The 26,498-nt window shown below is 41.8% G+C and carries 16 protein-coding genes and 4 tRNA genes; 2 read left to right on the forward strand and 18 right to left on the reverse strand.

Features of this window, described 5'->3' with window-relative positions:
* Positions 1-5: 5 nt before the first annotated feature.
* The gene (locus tag B3600_RS09070; protein WP_286752745.1) at positions 6-1,187 is read left to right on the forward strand and encodes an acyloxyacyl hydrolase; all 1,182 of its coding nucleotides are present in this window, start codon (positions 6-8) and stop codon (positions 1,185-1,187) included.
* Between the two features lie 117 nt (positions 1,188-1,304).
* Here the strand turns inward: B3600_RS09070 and B3600_RS09075 are convergent.
* The 17 genes from B3600_RS09075 to B3600_RS09155 form a co-directional block, all read right to left on the reverse strand.
* A tRNA-Val gene (locus B3600_RS09075) sits at positions 1,305-1,379 on the reverse strand.
* Positions 1,380-1,414: 35 nt separating this feature from the next.
* Positions 1,415-1,489 (reverse strand) — tRNA-Val (locus B3600_RS09080).
* A 9-nt stretch (positions 1,490-1,498) separates the two neighbouring features.
* Positions 1,499-1,576 (reverse strand) — tRNA-Val (locus tag B3600_RS09085).
* Positions 1,577-1,585: 9 nt separating this feature from the next.
* Positions 1,586-1,663, reverse strand: a tRNA-Val gene (locus B3600_RS09090).
* Positions 1,664-1,793: 130 nt separating this feature from the next.
* Positions 1,794-3,863, reverse strand: a complete 2,070-nt coding sequence (locus tag B3600_RS09095) for a putative porin (protein WP_286752746.1) — start codon at positions 3,861-3,863, stop codon at positions 1,794-1,796.
* 113 nt (positions 3,864-3,976) lie between these two features.
* Positions 3,977-4,792 carry a purine-nucleoside phosphorylase gene (locus B3600_RS09100; protein WP_286710248.1) on the reverse strand — a complete coding sequence of 272 codons (816 nt, stop codon included), beginning with the start codon at positions 4,790-4,792 and terminating at the stop codon, positions 3,977-3,979.
* A 119-nt stretch (positions 4,793-4,911) separates the two neighbouring features.
* Entirely contained in the window at positions 4,912-6,402 is a 1,491-nt protein-coding gene (locus B3600_RS09105; RefSeq protein ID WP_115046435.1) for a sodium:solute symporter, read from the reverse strand.
* Positions 6,403-6,439: 37 nt separating this feature from the next.
* Positions 6,440-7,252 (reverse strand): N-acetylmuramic acid 6-phosphate etherase, encoded by an 813-nt coding sequence (gene murQ, locus B3600_RS09110; RefSeq protein ID WP_286752747.1) that lies wholly within the window; start codon positions 7,250-7,252, stop codon positions 6,440-6,442.
* A gap of 22 nt (positions 7,253-7,274) precedes the next feature.
* On the reverse strand, positions 7,275-7,919 hold the full coding sequence (locus B3600_RS09115; protein ID WP_236560312.1) for a polysaccharide deacetylase family protein: 645 nt from the start codon (positions 7,917-7,919) through the stop codon (positions 7,275-7,277).
* 50 nt (positions 7,920-7,969) lie between these two features.
* A complete protein-coding gene (locus B3600_RS09120) occupies positions 7,970-9,796 on the reverse strand; it encodes a glycoside hydrolase family 9 protein (RefSeq protein WP_286752748.1) in 1,827 nt (608 codons plus the stop codon).
* Between the two features lie 42 nt (positions 9,797-9,838).
* A complete protein-coding gene (locus tag B3600_RS09125; protein WP_286752749.1) occupies positions 9,839-11,698 on the reverse strand; it encodes a PQQ-binding-like beta-propeller repeat protein in 1,860 nt (619 codons plus the stop codon).
* Between the two features lie 141 nt (positions 11,699-11,839).
* On the reverse strand, positions 11,840-13,681 hold the full coding sequence (locus B3600_RS09130; protein ID WP_070561302.1) for a RagB/SusD family nutrient uptake outer membrane protein: 1,842 nt from the start codon (positions 13,679-13,681) through the stop codon (positions 11,840-11,842).
* Positions 13,682-13,694: 13 nt separating this feature from the next.
* Positions 13,695-17,186 carry a SusC/RagA family TonB-linked outer membrane protein gene (locus B3600_RS09135; RefSeq protein WP_286752750.1) on the reverse strand — a complete coding sequence of 1,164 codons (3,492 nt, stop codon included), beginning with the start codon at positions 17,184-17,186 and terminating at the stop codon, positions 13,695-13,697.
* A 51-nt stretch (positions 17,187-17,237) separates the two neighbouring features.
* The gene (locus B3600_RS09140; RefSeq protein ID WP_286752751.1) at positions 17,238-18,482 is read right to left on the reverse strand and encodes an exo-beta-N-acetylmuramidase NamZ family protein; all 1,245 of its coding nucleotides are present in this window, start codon (positions 18,480-18,482) and stop codon (positions 17,238-17,240) included.
* A gap of 444 nt (positions 18,483-18,926) precedes the next feature.
* The gene (locus B3600_RS09145) at positions 18,927-19,574 is read right to left on the reverse strand and encodes an N-acetylmuramoyl-L-alanine amidase (RefSeq protein ID WP_159333454.1); all 648 of its coding nucleotides are present in this window, start codon (positions 19,572-19,574) and stop codon (positions 18,927-18,929) included.
* A 53-nt stretch (positions 19,575-19,627) separates the two neighbouring features.
* Positions 19,628-21,400 (reverse strand): SusD/RagB family nutrient-binding outer membrane lipoprotein, encoded by a 1,773-nt coding sequence (locus B3600_RS09150; RefSeq protein ID WP_286752752.1) that lies wholly within the window; start codon positions 21,398-21,400, stop codon positions 19,628-19,630.
* Positions 21,401-21,412: 12 nt separating this feature from the next.
* Positions 21,413-24,574: a SusC/RagA family TonB-linked outer membrane protein gene (locus tag B3600_RS09155; protein WP_286710256.1), complete on the reverse strand. Its 3,162-nt coding sequence runs from the start codon at positions 24,572-24,574 to the stop codon at positions 21,413-21,415.
* A gap of 594 nt (positions 24,575-25,168) precedes the next feature.
* Between B3600_RS09155 and B3600_RS09160 the strand changes: the two genes are divergently transcribed.
* Positions 25,169-25,816 (forward strand): DUF6266 family protein, encoded by a 648-nt coding sequence (locus B3600_RS09160; RefSeq protein WP_159333457.1) that lies wholly within the window; start codon positions 25,169-25,171, stop codon positions 25,814-25,816.
* A gap of 15 nt (positions 25,817-25,831) precedes the next feature.
* Here the strand turns inward: B3600_RS09160 and B3600_RS09165 are convergent, their stop codons facing one another.
* Positions 25,832-26,386 carry an acyl-CoA thioesterase gene (locus B3600_RS09165; protein WP_046672667.1) on the reverse strand — a complete coding sequence of 185 codons (555 nt, stop codon included), beginning with the start codon at positions 26,384-26,386 and terminating at the stop codon, positions 25,832-25,834.
* Positions 26,387-26,498 lie beyond the last annotated feature (112 nt).

Here is a 26,498-nt window from a genome sequence, read left to right on the forward strand (position 1 = left end):
ATTTCATGAGATCAAGAATACTTGCTTTTGTGGCCCTGACACTGCTCTCCTTTCGTGCCACAGCACAGGTCACACCCCGAATAGAAAATCCGAATGACACTTTACAAAGCCGTACCCCAGCTAAGACGAGACTTATATTCCAACTTGAACATGAAAGCGGGGGCGAACTCAAATTCAATGAGCGCTCCAAAGAAACCCTTGCTGACTCATACTATAGTGGGTTAAATTTTAGAGTCGGTTTTCAGACCCAGTTTCAAGACTCATTAAAGAGTATTTACAATGAAATATACAACTATCCAATATACGGCATAGGCATCTACAGCAGTACTTTTGGTCAGGAGCACCTCGGACGACCTTTCGCCGCCTATGGCTTTGTCGCCATTCCTATTCGGCCAAAAGTAAATTCAAGATGGAATTTCAACTACCGCATTGCGCTCGGTCTTTCCGGGAGATTCAACCCCTATAATGAGGAGGACAATCCGTTCAACCTACTTATTGGCAGCAAAAACAATGTATTTATTGATCTTGGACTTCAGGTCAACTACCGCCTAAATAAAAACTTTCAGGTAGGGGCTGGTGCAGCCTTCCACCACTTCAGCAATGGCGCCCTGGCATTACCGAACACAGGGATAAACCTCGTCCCGTTGAGCCTATCCGTTTCGTATACACCAACAAACAAGCCTTTTGATTATAGAAAAAGTAGTATTCCACAAATGGAGAAAACAGAGGAACTCCATTTCAACTATGCCTTTGGCTTCAAACAGATTGATCGCGAACACGATGGCCAATATTTTAAATCTATGCTAGGTGCATACTGCAGCAAGCATTTCGGCTACAAATGGCGGCTTGGCGCTGGGTTTGATGCATTTTATTCAGCCAGTGGAAACGACGAGAAGGTTGCCGGCGACAAAGCCGGAAAATTCTCCGCTTTATTTTCTTACGGCCCCGCATTCTACATTGATCATGTGTTAAATTCACGCCTTTATATCAACGGAAATGTAGGAGTCTATCTTCATCGCAACGAATTCAATGGCGAGAGCATGCCCGTGTATTTAAGAGCAGGAGTACGTTATAAAGTTTACAAAGATTTCTTTGCCGGTGTTTCCATTAAAGCCCATGGCGGTAAAGCTGATTTTATTGAATGGACAACAGGTTACGGAATTAAACTAGGGAAGAAACGGAAATAGTTAGAAAATAAATGCGAAAGATTCCCGAGATAGATTGAATACCGGATCGGGGACTTTCAAATTTACAGCGAATTCAGCCCATAAAAAAAGCGTTCATGAAGAACGCTTTTTTTATCGTGGGGATTACTGGGTTCGAACCAGTGACCCCTACCTTGTCGAGGTAGTGCTCTAAACCAGCTGAGCTAAACCCCCTAACGAAAAAAAAGCACCAATTGATGATGCTTTTGTGGAGGCTACAGGATTCGAACCTGTGACCCTCTGCTTGTAAGGCAGATGCTCTGAACCAGCTGAGCTAAGCCTCCGTTTTGGATTGGTGGAGAATACTGGATTCGAACCAGTGACCCTCTGCTTGTAAGGCAGATGCTCTGAACCAGCTGAGCTAATTCTCCGACTTTGTATGGTGGAGGCTACAGGATTCGAACCTGTGACCCTCTGCTTGTAAGGCAGATGCTCTGAACCAGCTGAGCTAAGCCTCCATACTTTTTTAAAGAACGCCGTTCCCTAATTGCGTGTGCAAATATAGCTTAAAAATTCTATTCTCAAAATTATTTTATAAGATTTTATGCCTTTAATATCACAACAAGCTAAGAAACACCGAAATAATTTTTAATCATAGAACTTCCAAGAAATACCAAATCTAAAATTAGCACTATTCATCGGATAACGTCTGACCGTATAGTAACCATGCGGATAGAAGTTCTGATTTAAAAAATTATAACTCAAAAACATATTCACCCGTTGTATATTCGCTGTAATCCATAGATCCATGATTGGATATGTCGAAAACTCAATCTGTTTGTAAGCATTGTAAAACTGTCCTGTCCCAATTGAATAATTCGGATTGGCATAAGGTGTATTGAACTTTGCATCCAGACCGATACTATAATCAATAACTTTGTAAAACAGGTTACTGTAATACAAACTATGCCAGGTATACAACTCGGGAACTGCCAATGCATCCTGTTGATCTGTCTTTTGATAGACCACGAGATTATCGAAGGTAAAATGGTTTAGTTTAAATTTTTGTCCAACGGTTACCTTCAGCAAATTAGCTTTATCCAATTGTGTCGGAACAATCCATTTATCCTTCTTAGGATCGTTCTGTGGATTGGACAACTCTTCGAAATAGGTATAATTGTTCATCAAAAAATACTCCACCTTACCATGGAAACCAAGCATCGGATTGGCATATTGAAAACCCAGATTCTGAATTTTCATCTTTTTAAGATCTAAATCATTCCATTTTCCGTAGGTATAATTTAAATTCTCGAAAACCATCTCCGGAGATTTGTTCTGTGAATAAGCTGACAACGTCACCTTTCCGATTTTATCCCCCATCGAGATATCCGCTTTAGCTTCATACAAGAAATCTCCAAAGTTGTGGCCAAATACGATTTGATTCGCTTTTAAACTAAAATCAAGACGATCTGAAAACTTATACCCTAATTCACCTTTCACAATTCCGTTCTGATAAAAACGATCAAATGTTGTGCTATCCGGCAGTTTCTTCAGCGGCTGTGGATAGGCTGATGTATTATTGTAATACCGCATGGAGTCCAACTGATTCTGCTCCACCCAGTTCATGTCGTGCTGAAAAGCCAAATTCAACTTTGCCTCGTTCTTAAAGACCGACTTCCCTCTAAGAAAAAAGTTATATTCAAATTCATTGGAAACATTCGTGATCAACGTCTTATCATTGTTTAGCGCCAATGCTCTATTATTGTATGGTAATGCTGCATTTTGGTCATCCATGTTCTTGAAGAAGCTGTATGTCTGCCTTCGGATACGCGTATTATGCGCCATACTATTGGTCGGATGGATCTGCATGGTCGGCTTGCCTTTATCGATCGTATCCAATCGTCCCAAATAAAGTGACTGTCTCAGGAAGAATGAATTATCCCACCACTTAGATCGAGGTACCCTTGTGTTACCGGCATCATAGAATTTCGGTATAAATCGATCAGGAGACTGTCTATTTCCAGGCGCAAATGGAAGATCTTCTGTAATAGAGCCATTCTCCATGGCATCCAAACGATTAAATACGCCATTGATCAACAAATTATACCGGTTATTTTTCGATTCATACCAAGAAGCAACTGAAGCCTTTAAATCCGAATAATTCTGTCCAAGGTAAAATCCATCCGTTTTAGTAGAATGGAAATCGACATTCATATTCCATTGGGAATTGATATTCTGCGCCACCCGAGCCCTAAAAACCTGGTCATTAAAAAAGAATCCTACCGCGGACAATTCGGAGTACCTCGCCCGGGCCCTAAAATATTGGACCGAATCGGGGTTCAATAAATAACGTTCCAACGCTGTAAAACCAGACTGAAAGCCAATGGTCTTTTTAGGCTGGAACAATAGATCCCGTGTGGCAAGGCCATAAGCCCCAAGGTTCACACTGGGATTCCAAGGTAAATTCTGCGGATTATAATATTGATAATTATGATGTGATGTATCGATCTGCCGTGTATAAGTTCCTTTTTTTAACATATCCAGTGTGGCATATCGGATATACTTCGCAGAAAGGATGACAGAATCTTTCTTCCCGTCCTCTTTGGCTCTGGCCGAATCCAATGCGCTACTCCAATCCTCTTTGCTCTGCGCAATGACATCCACGGAATAAATAAATAAAACACACCATGCGGCAAGTATGCGTACGATCAACTTCATCTAAAATTATATAAAAACCAAAAAAGCTAAATTCACCTCAATGAACCAATTACCCTTCACCGCACACAAATCCAACAACCTTCTCCTTCAACAGAGATACATGAAGAGGTAATTTATTGCAAAGCTATTAATTCTTTCAAAATTAATGTCATTTTAGGTTCCGCTTTCTCCGCAACATTAACAATTTCCTGTAATGATACGGGTTTAAGCTCCTCGTGAAAGCCTTCATCCGTAACAACAGAAATCGCAAATACCGGCAGTGCCATATGATTAGCAACAATCACTTCTGGAACGGTACTCATACCGACCACATCCCCACCGATCAGGCGCATATAACGATATTCCGCTTTTGTTTCCAAATTTGGACCTGCGGAAGAAACATAAACAACTTTTCGCGCAGCAATAGCATGTTTGGCTGCAATTTCAAGAGCCTGTCCAATCATCTTTCGGTTATAAGGCTCGCTCATATCCGGAAATCGTGGACCAAACTCGGCCAAATTCTGTCCGCGTAGCGGATTATCCGGCAACAAATTGATATGATCTTCAATAATTCCAAGGTCACCTTTTTTCACATCAGGATTCAGGGAGCCCGCAGCGTTGGAAACAAACAATTTTTGTACCCCCAAAACTTTCATGATACGGATCGGAAAGGTAATTTGTTGCATATCGTAACCTTCATAATAATGCAACCTCCCCTGCATAGCAACCACATTGCGGCCACTCAATTTTCCAAAAATGAGCTTACCAGAATGAAATTCAACAGTCGAAATGGGGAAATTTGGTATATTGGAATACATCAGCTGATACTCGACTTCAATTTCATCCACCAACTTACCTAAACCAGTACCTAGGATGATACCGAACTCTGGAGTAAAATCTCCAATTTTTCTACGGATAAACTCCGTAGTCTCATTTATGCTATGATACATACGTACAGAAAAACTAAGTATATCAAACTTAACTTAATTTTTCTGTACGTACAAATCAAAATCAATACTTGTATTTACATCTTCTCACTAATGGAGAAATTTTTTATAGCCGAAGTGCATTAATTATGGGACAATGCTTTTTCACTTGCTTTACCTGGAGAACTGATCAAAAGCATCACAAACGTGATAAAACCATTAATAATGATCAAATCCAATCCGATAACATAAGGTGTATACACTTCAATAACATAGGTTTTAAGCAAAAATAAGACGGTAGGCGAAAGTACACAGATATAAGGTACAGCGTTATCCCGCACGGCATATTTTGTGAATATTCCGAAAACGAATAAACCCAATAAAGGTCCATAGGTATAACTCGCCGCAGTAAAGATTGCATTGACGACCGAGTCATCATTGATCAGCTTAAAGACCAGAATAACCAACAGCATCACAATGGAAAAACCAAAATGCACATAATTACGCTGCTTGATCAGCGCTGGATCATTGGGATTTTCTTTTTTATTGAAATTTAGAAAGTCCACACAGAAAGATGTTGTCAATGCCGTTAGCGCACTATCTGTCGTTGCAAAAGTAGCAGCCGTTAACCCCATCATAAAGATGATTGCAGGAACAATAGCCAAGTGGTTTAATGCAATTTCTGGGTACAAATAATCGCGTGTTGCTAATTGAGTCACATCAATTCCGTTTTTAGCCGCATAGATATACAGCAAAGCACCGACAGCTAAAAAGAAAATATTAATGACCACAAAAACACTTGTAAAAGTGATCATGTTCTTTTGGGCTTCTTTAATGGTCCCCATCGATAAGTTCTTTTGCATTAGATCCTGATCAAGCCCAGTCATCGCAATGGTCACAAAAATTCCTCCCAAGAATTGTTTCCAAAAATTTGCTTTACTGCCGACAAAATCATCCCAGAAAAAGATCTTGGAATAACTACTTTCTTTTACAGCCTCGAAAGTATCGACGATACCAAAATCTAATCCTTTGGCCATAAAATAGATAGAGAGAATTACTGCGGTCACTAAAAAGGTAGTCTGTAGGGTATCTGTCACAATAATCGTCTTTAAGCCACCCTTGTTTGTATACATCCAGATTAACACCAAACATATAACGACCGTAATCGCGAAAGGCACATTCCAGGCATCAAAAATAAAATGCTGCAATACGATTGCGACCAGATAAAGACGAAACGCCGAACCGATCGTACGGGAAACCAAAAAAATAGCAGCACCGGTCTTGTACGTGGTGTGCCCAAAACGTTCTTCCAAATACGTATAAATGGAAGTCAAGTTCATTCTATAATAGAGCGGAAGCAATACATAGGCAATAATGACAAAACCAACGGCGTTCCCAAGAACAAATTGAAAATAGCTAAATTCAGACGCACCGACTGCGCCGGGAACCGAGATAAAAGTTACGCCGGAGAGCGCGGTACCGATCATCCCAAAGGCGACCATATACCATTTAGAGTTCCGGTTTGCGACAAAAAAAGTCGAGTTATCGGAAGCTCCCTTCGAGGTGAAGTGAGCTACAGCAAGCAGAACTGCAAAATAGATTATTATAAAAGATAATAATATTACTGGTGACATAGTTTGTTTTTAAATAGGTGATTTTAATAGGTTATGCTCAATGGGTATCCTGATAAGCTTCGATTGCCTGTCTTACATTACCAAATTGCTCAAGCAAAGCCGCAGCTTCTTCTTCAAGCGCCCCGGTCTGATCCATAATGATACGTACACCACGACCGACCAGCTTATGGTTTGACAATTGCATATCGACCATCTTGTTCCCCTTTACCCTACCCAATTGGATCATCACTGCGGTACTGAACATATTTAACACAAATTTCTGTGCTGTACCCGATTTCATTCGCGTAGACCCGGTAACAAATTCTGGCCCAACAATAACTTCAACCGGATACTGCGCTATTTCCGCAATCGGGGACCCTCCGTTACAGACAATACAGCCCGTCACAAGCCCTTTCTCGTTTGCCGTTTTCAATCCGCCGATAACATAAGGTGTGGTTCCAGAAGCCGCAATGCCGATAACAACATCGTTTTCATCAATATCATACGCTTCCATATCTTTCCATGCTTGCTCCAGATCATCTTCTGCAAATTCAACTGCTTTTCTAATTGCAGTATCACCACCAGCAATCAACCCAATGATCCATTCAAATGGAACGCCGTATGTCGGAGGTAATTCAGACGCATCCAGCACGCCCAAACGGCCACTTGTACCAGCGCCGATATAAAAAGTTCGACCACCAGCCTTCATTTTCTCCACAGTGACTTTGACTAATGCTTCAATCTGAGGGATAGCCTGCTCTACAGCAAGTGGCACAGATTTATCCTCATTATTGATATTTGTCAATAACTCATGCACAGACATCTTGTCCAAATCCTGATAATTCGAATCTTTCTCCGTTGTATTTACCATTATTAGTATATATTGTATTTCTTTATTTCAATAAATCGGGTACATCCACAAGTTGATACCCTTTCCCCTTTAATATGCTAATGATATCATCCAAATGATGATACAGCTTATCTTTCCGCCGACCATCAGTTCCCATATGAATCAATATCAAAAATCCATTGAGCCCATATCGAGCTTCGTAAGACCAGAGATTGTCGAGAATCGCTGTCGACGATAAATAACGCCCCCCCATTTCAGGATAGGTATAATCAGCCGCAGTCCGTATTCCTGGTGTATAATTAACCGAATTTAGACCAACTGCCTTTGCCCAGTCGACTGTTTCACTATTATACCATTCATAAGAAGGAATATAATAGGACAGCTGCTCTCTTTTGACACCCGCGCCTTCCAGTGCTTTCAGGTTTGCTTTTAGATCAGCGACAAAAGAGTCACGTTTGACCAAAAGCACATCCCTACTCCCCCAGTCACTCATCAGAATATGTTTATCGGAATGCCCCGAAATCCAATGGCCATCGCTTAACATCTGACGGACATACGGCTTAAAACCTGGAGTTCTGAGATAATCACCTGTCAGGAAAAAAGAGCCTTTAACGCCATTATGCTTTAGACTTGCTAATACCTCAGCAGTACCCTCAGATAAATCATGACCGGTAAACACCAGGGCCACCTGCCGTTTTGTCGAGTCGCCCCGGACAATAGCTCCAAAAACATCCCGTGTTACTTTTTTCCGGTAGGCTCCTCCATGGCCTTACCCTCCTTTGAAGCCAACAGATAAATCAACGAAGCGGTACCATCCATTGTCGGCTCATTCGTACTATAATCTCCGTAGTCGTCATGATAGACCGCCAGATCACTTTGAAACTCCGCATAGCTATCCGGATTATTCAACTTGATACCAATCAGATTGCGGTACGTGGATGCCATAATGGGCCCATCAACCAATCCGCCGTCGATCGGATGCTTTCCAAGAAAGGTAAACGCCGAATGCGGATCGACAGGTGTATCGCCTCCAGCCGGAAGACCATATACCATACTCGTGCCCCAAGGGTTCGCCCCGAATAACCAGTCAAAATTAGCTTGGGCTAGCTCATCAAAATGTGCATCTCCCGTCAATTCTTTATACCAGAGACATTGGATCGCAAAGGATACCGTTAAGTTGTTGCTACACCAAATAAAGGGAACTCCCCGAAAAAAAGCGTTTTTCTCAGCTCTCCGATTGACTTGCTCAATCCCCTGTTTATAATAGGAAACAATCTCCTCGCGATCTTGTCCTTTTAATCCTTTTGCCAACTCATAATGCCCAAGATTGATAAAAGGATACCACTGATAATGTGCAGCAGTATCGCTAACCATCCAAGGTGTAATCTTTTCTTGCCGGGCGAAGCGTAAGGCTTCTCGTGCAAACTTTTCTTTTTTTGTCATCGAAAAACCCATTGCAGCGGCCAACTGCATATCGTCTACCCAATTATCTTCGGCATAAATATAGGGCGATTTCACAGAAACTGTCTGTGTCACGCCTGGTTTTATATTGGCATAAGCATAGGCTGTTTCCGATTTCTTCGAAAGCAGCGTTGCATATTTCCGATCCCCTTTGTCAAACAACATCGCCCCCAGGCGAAAAGCACTACTAAATTTACCAGCAGTAGAGCTTGTCCCGGTTGTATTGTTCATAAACTTGCCACGCTGCTGTGGCTCGCCATCGATAAAATACACCGGTCTCTCAAATCCACGACCATAGTAAGGATCTTCCTTTGGCATCCGCATGCTGGCATGATCCCGGTCATCACCAATCTGATTGTACATTTGGTTGGCCTTGGGATGCATTTTCAACAGCCAATCCAAGCCCCATTTTGCCTCATCGAGCACATCGGCCCGGCCATTTTTTCCATCAAGACCATTTGCTTGCTTTAGATCACCAAACACCTTTGGAAAATCGCGGTAAGCCGCTAACAGATGAAATGTTGCATTTGCTGACGTTGTCGCATATTGCAAATAATCAGAAGCATCATGCCAACCGCCACCCGCATCGATACGGGAGCTATCGGGAATGCCAACCTTTCCTGCATACAGCGCAAAGCCATCGTGTGTATGGCAGCTATCGTTCAGAAAAGGGTTGAACAATGTCCGTTGTTGCCGCATATAACGCAGTGCAAAATCTGCCGCTCCTTTATAAACGTCCCGAGCGATTCGGAATGTTGGAGACTTCACATCTCCGGCCTGAACAAAAAAGCGTCCAGTATCCTGCACGGAAGAGAAATCAAAACGAAAGCTCTGAACAAAAGGACCATAAGCCCCATAATCTTTTCCAACAGGATGTACATAGACTGTTTTACCCGTTCGTGCGTTTTTAATTTCAAAAGAACGAAGCTGCCTGATTGATTTCCCACCCCATACCGCGACCTTCTTGCCCGCTGGAGTATAGCCCAATTGGTTTATTCTAATCCAAGCATTTTGCTGTGCTTTCGCAAAGTTACAAACAAAACATGCAAAAACAAGCAAAAAAGCTTGACGTAAATTTAAGAAGTTTAGACATTTTTTTATCATATCAAGGCATTTATTTTCAAAAAGATCATTTCAATCGATTGCTTAAAACTGTAATGAAACTATTTTGCCATCCATCGTACTCGCTATCACGGTATTTCTCCCATTTAGTGCAACGGGATTAACCATTCCATTGGATATTTTATATTGCCATACTACCGCGCCTGTTTTTGCGTCAACTCCAGATAGCAAACCCGAATGACTCGGCACAAAGACCAACTTGCCATTGGATGTAATTGCAGAAGGTGTCAATTCGTAGGGCAATTTAAGTTTGGACTTCCAGGCAACATCCATACGATCACCAGCAACCGAAATACCTAAAAGATCCCCATCCATCGTCTTCACATAAACCAATTTATCATCTGCAGCCAACCCCATAGACTCGCGCACCCGAATGGTATCTTTCTTTTCCCGCCAGATGACCGCACCGTTCTTCGCATCCAGTGCTGTCATAAAACGATCCGGTGCAACTACAAAAACACGATTGTTTACCCCCACCGGATTGCATGCCGCAGCAGAAAACATCCGATTGGCCTGTCCATTATTCCACTCCCACGAAAGCTTACCCGTTTTGGCATCCAAAGCATAGAATCCATTGCTCCAGGAACCAAAAATTACATTCCCCAAATAATACGTTGGCAGCGTCGATACAAATCCTTTGACCTGGTCAAAACTCCACTTTACAGCTCCCGTCTTGATGTCCAGCGCTCTAAACTTACCATCCGAGCCACCGATAAAAGCCACGCCATCATGTAGCAAGGGTGAACCCAAAACCGCCTTCTCAGTCTCCACCTTCCACAACAACTTGCCATTACCGGCATCTACCGCATAAATTGCATGATCCGATGATCCCGCCACGACAATCCCTTTCCACACAGCAGGCGTAGAATAAACTTTACCGCCGGTACGGTATGCCCATAGCTTTTTGCCAGTTTTTAAGTCAAGCGCAAAGATATCGCCCGCGGTATTTGATGTAATCACGCTATTTTTGTAAACGGCTAGTCCCGCCCCGATATCGCTGGCGTCTTCAAACGTCCAATTAACTTTAACCTGGTCCGCATATTTTGCGTTCACAGCATAACTTGGTCTCGGGTAGCTTATCGTTTCATTTTCATAATGATGGTCGAACATTGGAACAACAACCCAAGGTTTCTCCTGCATTCCTACACCGGGATTACGCTCTTGATAACTCGCTTTACCATCGGCGATGGTCACAATATTATAACCTCCAACCGCTTTATTCGCACGCAGATTAGACCGTCCCATCACCCCCGGAATTCCTTCCCAATCGTATAATTTATTGGCATGACCATGCCCACAAAGCGCCAACTGGACATTCCGCGTTTTAACTCTTCTCAGTGCGTCAAACCAGTTATTTAACGATGAATCCTGTGGATAATGATTAATATAGATCAATGGAAGCTGTTTATCCGGATTCGCTGCAAAAATGGAATCCATCCAAACCAGGTTTTCCCGAGGAATTTGACCAGGACTCATGCGCATATTGGGGCCTGAATTGGTTCCAATGAATGCGTAGCCTTTATGCTTAAAGAAAAAGGTTTCGCCACCAAAAACGGTGCGAAACGTGTTGGCTCCATTTTCTGACCAATTACCATCGTGATTTCCCGGAACCACATACCAAGGCAGCTGCAAACTATCTAAGATTCGCTTCGCAAGCTTTAACTCATGATCAGCACCAAACTCAGTGATATCTCCGGAGACTATAACAAAATCAATATCTTTCAATGTATTCAGGTCCTTTACAGTACGTCGCAAATCCTCCTCACCTGTTGCACCACCGACATGCGTGTCTGTTACGTGGGCAAATTTGAAGGACTGCTGTGCTATCGCAACGTTAAAAACGCAGGATAATGCAATAAAAAAGGTGATAATTGGAAACCTCATGCGTAATGTTTTCTTAAAAATAGCGTTTTTATGCATAAAACAGAAATGATATTGCATTTTTATGCATCTTCATGTAAATCAAAATTCATTATGTAAAAAAGCCTTTCTGAAATTCAGAAAGGCCTTTTAATACAATGCTATCTATTGCCAGCCTGGCGTCTGTGTTAAGATATAGCCCAAATTTGCATATTGTTGAATCTGATTCAGTCCAACAGGAGCCAAGTACGACCGATCGGTAAAACTTACCCTGTTTGCAAATTTCGGAACAACGTAATATCCCACCATAGCATCGGCGTTTTTACCATTGTACGTGATTGTATTTCCTGCTGCGTCACGGACTTTCAAAACACCTTCGTAAGCTTTTGTCAAACGATTTGGAAGATCCTTTTTGATATTTACCCAGGGACCTAGTGAATAATCGACATTGCGCGAAAAGTTCATATAATCCAATTTTTTCCAGCGACGGATATCATTCAATCGCGCATACTCATATACAAATTCCATTCTTCGTTCACGTCTGATTTCCCACATCAACGGCGACACATCCGCATCGCGGCTTGGATCGTTCGGCAGGGAATTTAATGTCAAAGGTGCCGTTTTCTTTACCCCTTTAGCTATGGCATCTGCGTCTAGCGGCCTATTCCGTACCGCATTGATTGATTTATCCAAATCACCTTGGGTAACAGCTGCTCCACCAAAAAACTCCGCAAGAATCTGCCTTGCCTCAATCCAATTCAACACAACCTCACCAAGACGCACAATCGGAGCATCATTTGTATTTGTATTACTACTCCATTTTGCTGGATAAGTTTTTCCAATATACGTCAAGGCTTCTCTAGCAGCAAATTTATGACCGTAAGCAAATGTTGATGAAGCTGTATTAACGGTATCCATCAACGAAGCTTCAAACCGTGGGTCTCTCGTTCTCGCCAAAGATTTCATCGAAAAGTCCGAAGCATTTGTGAGCGCTGAGTTTTGCCAAACCTTTCCATCGTTACAGATAAAAGATTTCAACAAATCCAAGTTAACGCCCTTCTGCCCTTCAGTACCATTACTGTAAGAACCTACGGCGTGCGTTACTTTCAAGGCATCATTATAAGTTCTGAAGAAAATTACCTCTGGATTGCTTGAAAGATCTTCAGATGCGAACAGGCTTTTAAAATCACTTCCAAAAGACCACTTTCCACTATTCATGACAACTTCGGACGCTTTAACCGCAAGCGCGAGATACTTTTTCGCACGATCTTGATCCAAGCCATGGTATTTTTCCCAGGAACCTTCAAACAACATGAGGTTAGAAATAAGTGCCGCTGCTGCATATTTATTTACATAACCTTTTCCGTCATCAGCACGCATATTATCAAGCACATACTCAAAATCTGTATAGACTTTATCCATAACCTCCCCGCGCTTGGTACGTTCCTTATACATTGTAGCCTGATCCATAGGATCAACTTCAACATCAAAATAAGGCACATCACCAAACACAGAAACTAACCTACTATATTCGTAGCCTCTAAAAAAACGAGCTACTGCAGTCCAGTGCTTATACTCAGCCTCTGACAATTTTGACTTGGCCTTTGTTTCAATCCTGGTCAACATCACATTAGCCTTTCTAACCCAGTAAAAATTCCAGGTCGGCCCTGAGTAGGTCGTCAACATATCAGGTGTCACCGTACTCGCACCTCTACTCGTCGGAACAACTGACTCAAAGCCACCTTGCGTTCCTTCAGAAGTAAAGTCATCTGCATAGTTATATCCCACTAAGGGAGCATAGGCCGTACCATAAAAAGTATTATAGCCAACAAAATAATTTAAATAAAAATCATTTGCATACAAACGAACATCAGCTTCATTTCTCCAAAAGTTTTCATCGATTACTTTAGTTTGATCAGGCCTATCCAGCACATCCTTACTACAGCCCACCCCCAATAACATGGCGGAAAGCATGATAGATCCAATTTTTATTCTATTTAATTTCATCTGTCAAATTCGTTTAAAAGTTTAACTGAACACCAAATGAGGCACTCTTAAATGTTGGTGTTCCAACACCTGTACGTCCACCGTTGTAATTCGTTTCATTAAAAATCGAGAAGCCTTCCACCTCTTCCGGATCAATCGGTAAGCCACGAAGCTTATCCCAAGTGAAGAAATTCTCCAACGAAACATAAACACGTAAGTTATTTATCTTAGCTCGTTGCACGATATGCTGAGGAATTGTATACCCCACAGTTAGGTTCTTAATTCTCAAATACGACATATCCAACAGATAGCGGGACTGAACTTGCATATTATTGACATTCGCACTACCGCCGTTGTTGAATGCAGCCGGATAGAATGCTCCTTGATTATCTTTCGTCCAGTAATCGTTTACAAAGCTTGCAGGCATCGCTCCATCTGAAGTGTTAAATCCTGGAATCGCCAAGAATCCTGCTCCCCAAACTTTACGTTGCCCCACACCTTGGAAAAATGCTGAAACATCGAAGCCTTTCCAATCAGCACCAAATCTAAAGCCATACTGATAACGAGGCGTCGAATTACCAATGATCTTCATATCGCCAGGATTATCGATCGTACCGTCACCATTATCGATCTCGCCGTCACCATTCAAATCTTTGAATTTAACATCCCCAGGACCAAAATAGAAATTAGTTGAATTTTGGAATCGTGGCTGATAGACAGGCTTTTCACCATTCGGCCCCTCTTTCAAGAGATAGACGTTATCTGTACTTCCATAATATTTGGTCATATCTGCATTTGGTTTTACCAACTGCGGATTGTTATTTCCATCCAATACAAAATCATTGTATTGGTACAGACGGTCTGTCTCATACCCCCAAATATCACCATATACCCGACCATTATAATTCACACCGGTAGTGCGTAATGACGTATAGCCACTAAAAACAGATTTAGAGTCATCCAAATTAGCCCTAAAATTAATACCCAATCCATTCTCAAATCGGTGATTAAAATCGATGGCCAATTCAAAGCCTTTGGTCGTCAAGGTACCGAAGTTACCCCAAGGCGCCGCAGAACCCAAGGTCAGTGTTGTTCCTTCCAAAGGAGCAAACATATTTTTGGTCTTCTTCTGATACCAGTCAAACGTCAAACCTAATTTATTCTTGAAGAATCTGGCATCCGCACCGAAATCCAGGGTCTCCAGATCTTCCCACGTAACGTTTGGCCAATTCAGTTTTGGCGTGCCCACAGAATTCAACAATGCGCCATTGACGATGTAATTAATCTGACCCGCATCCATGTTTGAAACATAAAGATCAGAAGGTACCGTTTGATTTCCGATAACACCCCATGAACCTCTAAACTTCAACTGATTTAATGTAGCCCTTGACCAGTCCATGAATTTTTCTTCTGAAACTACCCAGCCTGCTGAAAAGGATGGAAACCATCGCCATTTCAAATCTGTTGGAAACTTGGAGGAACCATCATAACGGATATTACCTTCAAATAGATACTTATTCTTATACGCATAGTTCACACGGCCAAAATACCCTAATTGTGATTCCCAATACTCACCACCGCTACCCGTAATTTGGCCCACAGCCAAATCAAACTGAGGATTTGTGATATCCAATAAATCAGCACGCTGTGTCCAATGGTAAGAACCATCGTTTGTTACTCTATTTAAACCAAGGATAAATTTAAAGTTATGATCATCATTCAAGTCGAGCTCATACGTTGTAAATGCATTGACAGTATGCTTATGTTCATTTTGTGAACGCATATAGATATGATCTTGCGCAGAACCATTCGCTGTATACATATCATTGGAAAGATCATAAGCTAAAGTTGCATCAGCATCTCCCTTATTGACAACAGCTCCTTCTTTATTGACATAAACTGGATTTCCTTGTGCATCAAACCGTTGTTTAGCTGCTACCCAAGAATTGGCTGCTGTATATCTCGTCCCGTTTTTACGCCAGTTATAATCCTCATTGGTAAATGTATAGTCTACATCTACTTTCCAATTCTTCATTATATTAACTGTAGCACCAGCGCTTAAATTAATATAATTGCGAAGCATGGAAGCTTGGTTTGCCGCCTCATTTTCACTCCATGGACTCCTTATTGGGTTGTTATTTTCGTCATAGCCCATTGGATAAAGGGAACTCCAGCGATACATGTACAACCATGGATCGGCCGTTGTTGAGTTTGTCGCATAAGGATAGATCTTGTTCCGTTGTGCAAACATCGCTCCACCCCTAATAGTCACATATTTATTCAGTTCGGTATTTAGTCTTAATGCAGCATTATACCGTTTAAACTTATCCGAATCGCCGGCCTTTAACATACCGCTTTGGTTTAACGAACCAAATGAAGCTGTATATTGTGTCTTCTTAATGGTACCATTTAAAGATAAGTTATGTGTTTGTGTGGGAGCCCACTCGCGCACCATATAATCATATGGATCATACGTTCTAACACCGTACTTTTTCGTCGGCGACCCCGGATCTACATACCAGTCTCTGCCATATACCGTTGGATCATCTTTCCCGATTGAAGATCCATATTTTTTATCCCACTCCACTGCGCGTTCATAACTTTCTCTATTTACTTTATAGAAAGCACCAGTTTCGGTTCCGCCAACTCTTTCTAATGCGTCAATGGTATATTTCAAGGCATTAACACGTCCCATTTCCAACTTTTTATATGGATTTTGGAATGAGAAGTTATTAGAATAATTTACGGTAACCTTTTCCGCACTTCCACCTGTTTTCGTCTTAATCAATACGACACCAAAAGCAGCTTTCGCACCATAGATGGACGAAGAGGCAGCATCTTTTAATACGGTGATCGACTCAACATCATCCGGATTTACATATTGGATACTCGGGATTTCCACATTATCCACCAAGATCAATGGACTACTATTCCCTTGAATGGAAGATATTGCACCACGAATACGCATGGTAGGATCAGATCCAACCTCACCACTCGGTACAGTAACACTAAATCCTGGCGTCGTCCCTTGAATTGCCCGGCCGACATCGGCGATCGGACGACTCTGTAGATTCTCCTTCACATTGATCGATGAAACCGCACCAGTTAGGTTACCTTTTTTCTGGGTACCGTAACCGACAACGACCACTTCGTCCAACGCTTGATTATCGTCCGCTAATGTTACATCAAGCGTAGCTGAAGTAATGGCAACCTCCTTCGTCACGTATCCTACAGACGAAAAACGCAACTTGCTCCCCACGGCAGCTGTAATTTTAAAATGCCCCTGAGCATCAGTCTTAGTTGACGCAGTACCGCCAATCACAGACACGCTTACCCCAGAGACTGGACCTTTTCCATCCTTTACAGTACCTTGCACCGTATTTTGAAACGCATTTTTTGCAGAAGAACTCAGAAAGGCGCTTGTTAAATTGTCGCGATTCAAAGCACCTTCTTTTTTTGCAAAAGAATAGGATTCAGAAGGAAAACTCAATCCAAGAGCAACAGAAAATAGTACAAATTTTCGCATTGATTATAGAGTTTTAAAATAAATGATTCTAGTTAATATTGTTAGTTATTGCTATTCGAAATCAGTATAAAGCAGATACTTTTTACGCATTTGCTTATAGGCTTTCAGGTCATCGGACCAAGAAGCACGAATCTGAGCTTCAGATTGTCCGGCAAGGATTTGCTTACGTAATTGATCTGTCCCCGCAAGCTTATCAAAAAATTCAGGCCGCGCGAAGAAAGTGGATTTATCAGGTGTCTTTTGATAAAAGTCCAACAGATATTTTAAGGTAAATTTTTGATGATCAGCATCCAGACCGCGCAAATCAACACCATAATTGACTGTTCCTTTGCCCTCCACATGTTTGGACATACCGTGACGTTCGCCCGGTGTAAAAGTAAAGGAGCCATAGACCGGATTTGTATAACCTAATACCTGGAACGGCCAATCCGTACCCCGACCTACCGAAATATCTGTACCTTCAAAAAGACATAATGAAAGGTACAACCGAACAGAAAGATAATTTGGCAGACTTGGCGATGGGATGACCGGCAGCTCATACCTACTGTTATGATTCCAATTTTTGACCTGTACAATCGTTACATCGGCCTGGCGGCCATTCTCAAGCCACCGCTCTCCATTGATCATCTGCGCCAGCTCGCCGATTGTTAAACCATGGATCATGGCTATTTTATGCCAGGAAACATCTGATTTAAACTTATCATCATGCCTTACAGGTCCATCCACCTGGTCGCCATTTGGATTTGGACGATCCAGTACAATTAATTTTTTATTATGCTTTGCACATAATTCCATTACACGGTGCAAAGAAGTGATGTATGTATAAAAGCGCGCCCCAACGTCCTGCAGGTCGAAGATCATCACATCAATTGAATTGACGATAGAATCTTGTTTCTTATTACCTCCATACAATGTAAACAGCGGCAAACCAGTCTTTTGATCAACATCATTCCCAAACTTCTCACCACGTTCAACGTTCCCGCGGAAACCATGTTCAGGCGCAAAGGCAAACTTCAAATCAACCTTATTATCGATCAAGACATCGACAAGATGTTTTTTATCAGCCCCTACAATGGAAGTTTGATTCCCCATTATTCCCACTTTCTTACCTTTTAGTTGTGGTAAATACAGCGTAAGTTGATCTGCACCCGGAATAACAACTTGGCTCGTTACCCGGCCGGTCATGCTGTTTACTGCGGTTTTGCTCGCTTGCGTAGACTTCAACGAATTCCCACAGGAAACCCAAGCAAAAACAGAAATTAAAAAGGATAGCTTTAATAAGGCATTTTTCATCATAAATAGACTCTTAGATCATACACAAATTGCAGTTTTATGCACGAATAATTGAAAATCAGAATAAAAGTAAGTAGAACTTTTCGTTTTTAAAACTTAAAGCAACATAAAAACGCAAAAGAAAGTAAGTATTCACTTACAAATTACTTCTGTAACAGGAATTAAACCGGAATATATTAGTTGAGACTGAAAGCAAAAACACATTACAAAAAACTGAAATACAGTCAATTACATTAAATCCGACGATTAAAAAGAAAAATAAGTAAGTGTGCAGAGCACACGCTCACGTAACAAATCAAATACAATTAACATTTTATTAACAATGCAGCAAAATACAGCAAACCAGCAAAATATATTGCAAAACGATCACCAATTGCACACTTATTACTTATTCCTGTAGGAAAACGCAATTTACCTGCAGAACGAAATTCTTCGATTATGCATGAATTAAGGTAGGGGGTTCAATTTCAGATCGACAAGATGCTTTCTTAGCTCATGCATAAATTTATCTCCCGGATCATCTTTACCCGTGATGTAATTGGGATCAGTTTCTTTCCACCAGCTTGTTTTCTTAAATCGTTGGTACTCATGGTGACCTAAAACAAATTCGATGGGATATTTTTTACTGAGGTAACGGATAAGCTCTTCGTTCGCTTTCAATTGTGCATCAGTCAGTGGGTTCTGGCGACTACCTATATTTTCTATCCCTATTGCACAATAATTGAGACCTATGGTATGCCGTGCAAAAATAGAATCTGGTAAAAACTGATAAATCGTACCGTCACGATCGATGACAAATTGCGAAGATACGTTCAAGGCACTGGCCTTGGTCAGTTCCGGACGCCCCGGAAGCCGCGTAGGATTGAATGTATTAAAGGTCGCTTTCACGCTGTTATTCGCGGTCCAATGCACTACCACCATTTTGGGATGGATAACCGGAGTCGACTGCGATAGACCGTGCCGATTTTTGAGGTACTCCAATGAAAGTTGAATACGGTCCTTATCCCAGGTAATCGGTTTTTGAATAATCTTGGGCGATTGTGCAAAAAGCACAAATGGTATAAAAAGAAGAAGGAAATTAATACAATATTTCATAACAAAAACAAACTAGATAAAGAAAGCCGCAGTTGCGGCTTTCAAATTTAAAATTATTCTTTGGTATCCCACCAAACCGGGAATGACCAGATATCGTCATTTAACGCATTCGGATGAGATGCTTTTAAATTATCGGAATTGTAGTTGATCTCATGTGAAACCTGACGTACTCTTCTGAACTGCTTTCCTTGCGGTATTTTAGTTTGTGCTGCTGCGGTCACCGTGTACTCATAGGGAACTGACCAACCGGGATAGACTGAACTACTAAAATCATAGCGACGCATATCATTCCAGTTTTGCTGTGAAAACGAAAGTGCGATAAATTTTTGCGTCATAATTTTAGCCAATGTAATATCTCCCGCCGTACCAATGCCATTGTTTAGAAAATTATCGATCTTGGCCTGGGTCATTGGCGATTTGCTCGGACTGGCGTCTGTATAAGAACCCAGCTTTATATTCATTAAGTCAATATGTGCTTTAATTCCCTCTTTATAGGCATTGAAGGCACCTGCTTTATCTCCCTTATTAAATAAGACCTCAGCTTTAATAAAGCACATTTCGGGGTATGCAACCAGATGAGTAGGCGCATCGGGACGCGAATAAAATGTACCTGAAGCAGCCACGGTACCATCTTTCCATCTATAGGTATCTGACACATCGCTGTCATATCCCTTGGAACTACTTTTAATGGATACATAAACGGTATCCCCCCAACGTGCTGTATTGGCACTGTTAATATACCAGGAGTGTGGGTTTACCGTACGGCCATTACTCTGAATAGCCACATCTTTATCATTATAAGAGGACGCTATAGGCCCGGAGTTCATGCGGATAGTAGACTGCATATCTACTCCCTTGGAACGGATCATCTTTTTGGGATAACCGTATTCTGCCCAAGGTAATAATTTGTCTGCCCGCGGATCCTCTATGCCTTTATTGTCAAAATTGGTTAATAAATTCTCATACCATTTCGTAACCAAAGTATTGGTATTCATACCCGCATTATTAAAAACGATAGACGTTTTTACAGGATCTGCAAATAGGATATCCCCGATATTATCAGTCGCATCATCCATATGGGCTATCACTGTGCTTTCTCCCACAGAAGTGGCAGCCTTATTTAACGCCGCCAATACATCATCCGGTTTGTACAAAGCGCTCTTTTTCGATAGGTTATTCAACCATCGCGCTTTTAAGCCATAACACATCTTCAGCCACTTACTTACATCGCCACCATTCCAACTGTCGCCGGCCGACAAGGGGGCAGCAGTGCCAGGCTGTGTCATATTAAAGTATTCAATTGCCTTATCAATATCAGCAAGACAACCCTCGAAAATCACTTTTCCACCATCAAATTTTGGCGTTATGATGGTACCCAAGGCCTCCGTGTAAGGCATCTCACCATACCAATCCGTCATTAGCATAAAACCCATGGCACGGATAGCATGCAATGCACCAAGATAATGGTAAGCCTTATCGGCCGTAGCCTTATCTTCCATATCCTTAAAATTTGCCCCTGCACCGACAAAGAAAAACTGATAAGGTGTGGTCGACATACCTGCCGCAGGGTTCCAGCCAGCAATCATACTGTTTGATGCAGTACCGTTGACAAATGTCAGTTGCTGTGTCACAAACCCCGCCCGTGTCCCCGCTGTCCCTTGTGCATACATGTAATAATGCTGTATCCAAGCCAAACGACTCTGAACCGAAGCCACGGTGCTGGATGGCGTATTCGGGTCTATATTGATATCCAACCAATTCTTACTACAGGACGAAAATAAAGTTAGAACCAACAGAAATGAGACTATTCTCTTATATTTATTCATGACTTTTCTATCTTAAAATCTAAAATTTAAACCAAACATAACACCGGCTGTACTTGGCACACCGTTGTAATCAATACCTACCGAACTAGATCCCGTTACACCAGATCCGGCAGCGGAGGCCTCCGGATCAAGCCCTTTGTAGTTGGTCAACAACCAAAGATTAGTACCAGTCAAAGTAGCTGTAAGACCTTTTACCACTTTGGAAACACCGGCATTCTTCAGGACACCGTCCGAAAAGTTGTAGGACATCGAGATATTCCGCAAGCGCAACCAGTTTGTTTTCACCATAAAGTTCGCACTTTCACGGGCGTAGAAATCACTCCAATAATCTTGGATAATCTTCCGTCCGCTTGTTGACACACCTTTAATCGTGTACATCTGGTCGGCCAAGAAAGTGAATGTTTTGTTTTCGTACACCGGAGCGTCGTTTGTTCCGCCGTTACGGATGGCTCCGTCCAAAATCAGCTGATCACGATCTTCGGTTCGCTTGCTCATTCCATTAATCGTCATCGCATAATCTGTACCGTTATAAATATCGCCACCTATACGGAAATCAAACAGGAAGGACAGATTAAAATTTTTATAAGTCAAGCTGTTATTGAATCCACCTGTCAGCTTAGGCTCACGGTTTCCGATATTATATGTCGTCTGGTTGTCACTTGTTGGCATACCCGTATTAGCGTCCAAAACAACTTTTCCATCAGGTGTACGGGTCCATTGCGAACCTGAGATCCCCATAAAGTTTCCTCCGTTAAAGGATGCAGCTTTCGCATTCCCTACCTGCACGTCTGTGACATACAAAATATTGACCCCTGCGAGCAAGTTATCTACTGTCCCTTTGTTTCTGGACATGTTTAACGTAGATTCCCAAACAAAGTCGTTTTTCACAATCGGCTTACCAGTTAAGGACAACTCCATCCCTTTATTGTAGATATCGCCACCGTTGACTGAGATGAAAATATATCCTGTCGATTGTCCTAAACGTGGAGACAGAATCTGGTTATAGGAATTATTGGTATAGTAGGCATAATCCACGCCCAATCGCCCCTTAAAAAAGCGCAATTCAGCACCGACTTCAAACGAACCTGTTGTTTCAGGTTTCAAAAACGGATTACCTTTCTGCCAGTTATTTCCCGCGCCTACAATTCCACCTAAATATTCAACAGGCTTCCAAAGGTAGGTATTGGTTACATACGGATTTGCGTCCTTACCCACGCGCGCCCAGGAAGCTCTCAGCTTTCCAAAATCCAACCAGTCTGGGCGACTGTCTTTCATGAGTTCGGTAAACACAAAGCTACCACCAACAGAAGGATAAAAATAAGACCTATTGTCTACTGGTAACGTTGAGGTCCAGTCATTTCTTCCCGTAACATTCAAAAACAACATATTTTTATACGAAGCTCTTAACTCACCGTACAAACCAAAAAGACGTTTTTTTGTATTGTTTACTGCGAACTGTTTATTCGCTGCAGCTATATTTTCGAAGCTGTAAAAATTATCTACCTCAAAATGATAGCCCATACGGCGGTTTGTTGTCGTCTTGGTTTGTTCCGAGAAAAATCCCACCAAAGCGCCTAAATCAAAATCGCCTACTTTTTTATTAAAATTGGACATGATGTTGGAAGACCAATAGTTGTATTTGAAATCACTTTCCGACATCATACCTTTTTGCCAAGGTTTCTTAATTGCACCACCTTCACCGATAATAGTTGAGTTTTTAGTCAGATAACTATCCATCCCGACACGATAGGTCAGGCTCCACCAATCGAAGATGGGCATACTTGCATTGATACTACCTGTAATACGCTCAGTGTTATCGCCCAAAATATTTTTATTGATTGTCCAGTATGGATTTTCGACATCAGATTCTAGCGGCTGGCGGCCCTCAAACATCCGATACTTCGACCCGTCATCGTTGAGGTATTTCTTCATATTATCACTTCTTGACCAGCTGTACAGGGACTCCATCGCTCCTGTACCACCTGATCCCCATAGCCCCGCAGAAGTTAGAGTTTTATCTGTATTTGCCAGCGAATACCCCACATTAGCGCCCACCGTCAGTTTACCAAATTTTTGATCCCCATTAAAGCGGAACGTGGTTTTATCAAAGCTTGTATTAGGTACGATACCCTTTTGATCAAAGCGGGAACCAGACAAATAGAATGATCCATTTTTATTTCCGCCGGATAAATTAACGGTATTGTCAAATACCGTCGAATGCTGGAAGAAATCTTTCACGTTGTTATAAACAACATCATTACTTCCAAATTTTTCGCCCCAGGATTGCGTGGTATAATCATCCAGTACACCCGCACTGTTATAATAGCCACGTTTGTATTTTCCTTGCTGCTCTGGCAAGCGATTCACCCAATTATTTGAAAATCTACTTGAAAAACCAATCTCCGTACGCCCTTCTTGTCCCTTTTTCGTCGTAATGATAATAGCTCCCGCAGCAGCTCTTGACCCGTATAAGGCTGCCGCAGCCGGACCTTTCAACACCGACACATTGTCGATATCTTCGGGATTAATATCCATCACCCGGTTACTGTTAGAGGTTGCTGTTGCTTGAGCGCCATCGAAGGCACTATTTCCTCCAATAACCGTAGAGTTATCGTAGATCACACCGTCTACAACAAACAAGGGCTGGTTGTCGCGCTCAAGAGAAGTTCCGCCGCGAAGAATAATCTGCGCTCCGGCACCGGCAGAACCCGAAGCCTGTGTTACATTAACCCCTGCAATCTTCCCTGCCAATGAATTGACCACGTTTGCCGTCTTATTCTTCATCAACTCATCCGATTTTATGTCCTGAACAGCATAGCCAAGCGCTTTTTTTTCCTTCTTAATTCCCATGGCCGTCACAACCACCTCTTCAAGCGCCTCCTCACTGCCAGAAAGCGTAACATTGATCGTTGCATTTGTCCCAACCAGTTGTTGTCTTTCCTGAGAACCCACGGCTCTGAAAATCAAAATATCGCCTGGCTCCGCATTGATGGTGAAACTTCCATCAGGCTTAGTTTGTGTACTGACAGATTTACCTTTGATGCTTACGGTTACATTAGGCATTGTACCACCATCAGAAGCATTCGTCACTTTACCCGTTACAGTTTTGGTCTGTGCCCATAAACTGGTTGACAGCATCACCCCTGAACAGAATAAGAGAATTTTTTTATTCATGGTTTTTAGTTAGTTGTTAATAATTTTCCATAACGGGCGGTTCCAACCCTAAGTTTATATCAATTACTACACAATAGTATGAAAAGCTTCCTATTTTTGCAAGCTTATGCATAATTATTTGAAAAAGAAATAACAATAAACACATTAACGCACAATCTGACAGCAAAAAAACCATTAATTCCTATAAAAACAGATACAAAAACGCATAGCACAGCAAAATAAAAACCAAAACATCTTATAAAAGCATTTAGCAAGACCTTTTCACCGAATTTGATAGCAGAAAACAAACATTAGCACAACAAAACCACCAATAGCATGCAGCATCCAACACATAACAGCGTGCTTATGCAAAGGAATATTCGATTTACACCGCCATTTTAGACTAATTATTAGCTACTGTATTCGGAGATTACTCGGTGCTTCTTCGGTACTTGTTCGGTACTCCTTCGGTGCTTCTTCGGTTGCAAGCGAATAAAGTCCGACTAAATTCCGTTCAAGATTCGTTGTAAATCCGAAAAAAGGTTGAATCTACTATTGATCAATACCTATTTATTTTGTAACTTAAAGAAAAATCAATCGCAATTAACTTAGATTATGGCAGTCATTAAAAACGGTGCCAATGGCACGCTTTCGGGCAAAGCAGGATCAGTAGTATTTGTTACCAATGGAAATACAACCTATGCAAGGGGCTTACCTAAGAAAAGTAGAAAAAAACCTTCTGCAGATCAAATTCAATCAAGGTCACGTTTCTCCCTCATCCAAAAATTTATCTCCCCAATGCTAGATTTAATACGGGTCGGATTTAAAAATTATAACCCCGAGAAGAAAGCATATGGCAATGCGATGTCTTACAACCTCAATAATGCCGTAGAAAAAACGGCAACTGGCTATGTCATCAATTTTGAAAACTTTCGCGTGAGTAAAGGAACCCCCAATCCCATTTCCACCCATACATTTCAGGTAGATGAAGAGACAGGAACATTTACACTCACCTGGGAATATGATGCAGATACTGCATCACAACATAACATCAGCTCGAGTAATTGCCGTTTGCTGCTATACAATCCCGATGAATGCGCTTTCACAAATGAAAGCATGAATCCTCTTACGCATAAAACACAGACAGCTATCCTATCCCGACAGCAAACCGTCGGCAACTATCATGTCTATGTATTTTTCTACAAAACAGACGGAAGCGATGAATGCACAGACAGTAAATATCTAGGGACATTTGAATGGTAAGAAAGGAAAGAAGGCCTAGGAGCTCAGACTGATCTTCACATCAAAATGCTGCTTGATATAGGCCTGCTGCTCCGCAGAATCTGTCTCCAGATCATGAATAGCACGGTCTCTTTCTTTGTCGACTTCCATCTTCACCACACAGCGGTAGAAACGAAATACATCTTTTTCGGTCTCCAATATTAACCTTGGCACCCGGGCGGGCTTGCCTGTTTCATCTTTTGCCACCATCGTAAAATAAGAGGAATTACAATGCTTGGTTTCGCCCGTCTGAATATTCATGGCTTCGACCCGAATACCGACTTCCATAGAAGAGTTACCTACATAATTCACAGAAGCGATCAATGTCACCAATTCGCCCACCTCAATAGGCTTCAAAAAATCAACTTTGCCAACGGAGGCCGTCACACAATAATGTGCAGAAAATTTAGATGCCACCGCAAAAGCGATCTGATCCATCAAAGATAAAATATAACCGCCGTGAATTTTACCGCCAAAATTAGCATTGGAGGGCAACATCAGCTGTGACATCCGAATCACAGATTCGCTTACCGTTTTATAGATTTCTTCCATACCCATAAATTTACTTTGGATAGATTACAATTCAAAACAAAACCTGAATGAATCACATGGGCTTACGTACACGCGCCAACAGAAGGTTCGTCCTGACCATTACCGATAGATA

Source organism: Sphingobacterium sp. UBA2480 (assembly GCF_002341965.1).
Classification (GTDB): domain Bacteria; phylum Bacteroidota; class Bacteroidia; order Sphingobacteriales; family Sphingobacteriaceae; genus Sphingobacterium; species Sphingobacterium multivorum.

Coding starts and splice junctions, on each gene's coding strand:
- B3600_RS09070 (WP_286752745.1), top strand. CDS start 6: ATGAGATCAAGAATACTTGCTTTTGTGGCCCTGACACTGCTCTCCTTT.
- B3600_RS09095 (WP_286752746.1), bottom strand. CDS start 3,863: ATGAAGTTGATCGTACGCATACTTGCCGCATGGTGTGTTTTATTTATT.
- B3600_RS09100 (WP_286710248.1), bottom strand. CDS start 4,792: ATGTATCATAGCATAAATGAGACTACGGAGTTTATCCGTAGAAAAATT.
- B3600_RS09105 (WP_115046435.1), bottom strand. CDS start 6,402: ATGTCACCAGTAATATTATTATCTTTTATAATAATCTATTTTGCAGTT.
- murQ (WP_286752747.1), bottom strand. CDS start 7,252: ATGGTAAATACAACGGAGAAAGATTCGAATTATCAGGATTTGGACAAG.
- B3600_RS09120 (WP_286752748.1), bottom strand. CDS start 9,796: ATGATAAAAAAATGTCTAAACTTCTTAAATTTACGTCAAGCTTTTTTG.
- B3600_RS09125 (WP_286752749.1), bottom strand. CDS start 11,698: ATGAGGTTTCCAATTATCACCTTTTTTATTGCATTATCCTGCGTTTTT.
- B3600_RS09130 (WP_070561302.1), bottom strand. CDS start 13,681: ATGAAATTAAATAGAATAAAAATTGGATCTATCATGCTTTCCGCCATG.
- B3600_RS09135 (WP_286752750.1), bottom strand. CDS start 17,186: ATGCGAAAATTTGTACTATTTTCTGTTGCTCTTGGATTGAGTTTTCCT.
- B3600_RS09140 (WP_286752751.1), bottom strand. CDS start 18,482: ATGATGAAAAATGCCTTATTAAAGCTATCCTTTTTAATTTCTGTTTTT.
- B3600_RS09145 (WP_159333454.1), bottom strand. CDS start 19,574: ATGAAATATTGTATTAATTTCCTTCTTCTTTTTATACCATTTGTGCTT.
- B3600_RS09150 (WP_286752752.1), bottom strand. CDS start 21,400: ATGAATAAATATAAGAGAATAGTCTCATTTCTGTTGGTTCTAACTTTA.
- B3600_RS09155 (WP_286710256.1), bottom strand. CDS start 24,574: ATGAATAAAAAAATTCTCTTATTCTGTTCAGGGGTGATGCTGTCAACC.
- B3600_RS09160 (WP_159333457.1), top strand. CDS start 25,169: ATGGCAGTCATTAAAAACGGTGCCAATGGCACGCTTTCGGGCAAAGCA.
- B3600_RS09165 (WP_046672667.1), bottom strand. CDS start 26,386: ATGGAAGAAATCTATAAAACGGTAAGCGAATCTGTGATTCGGATGTCA.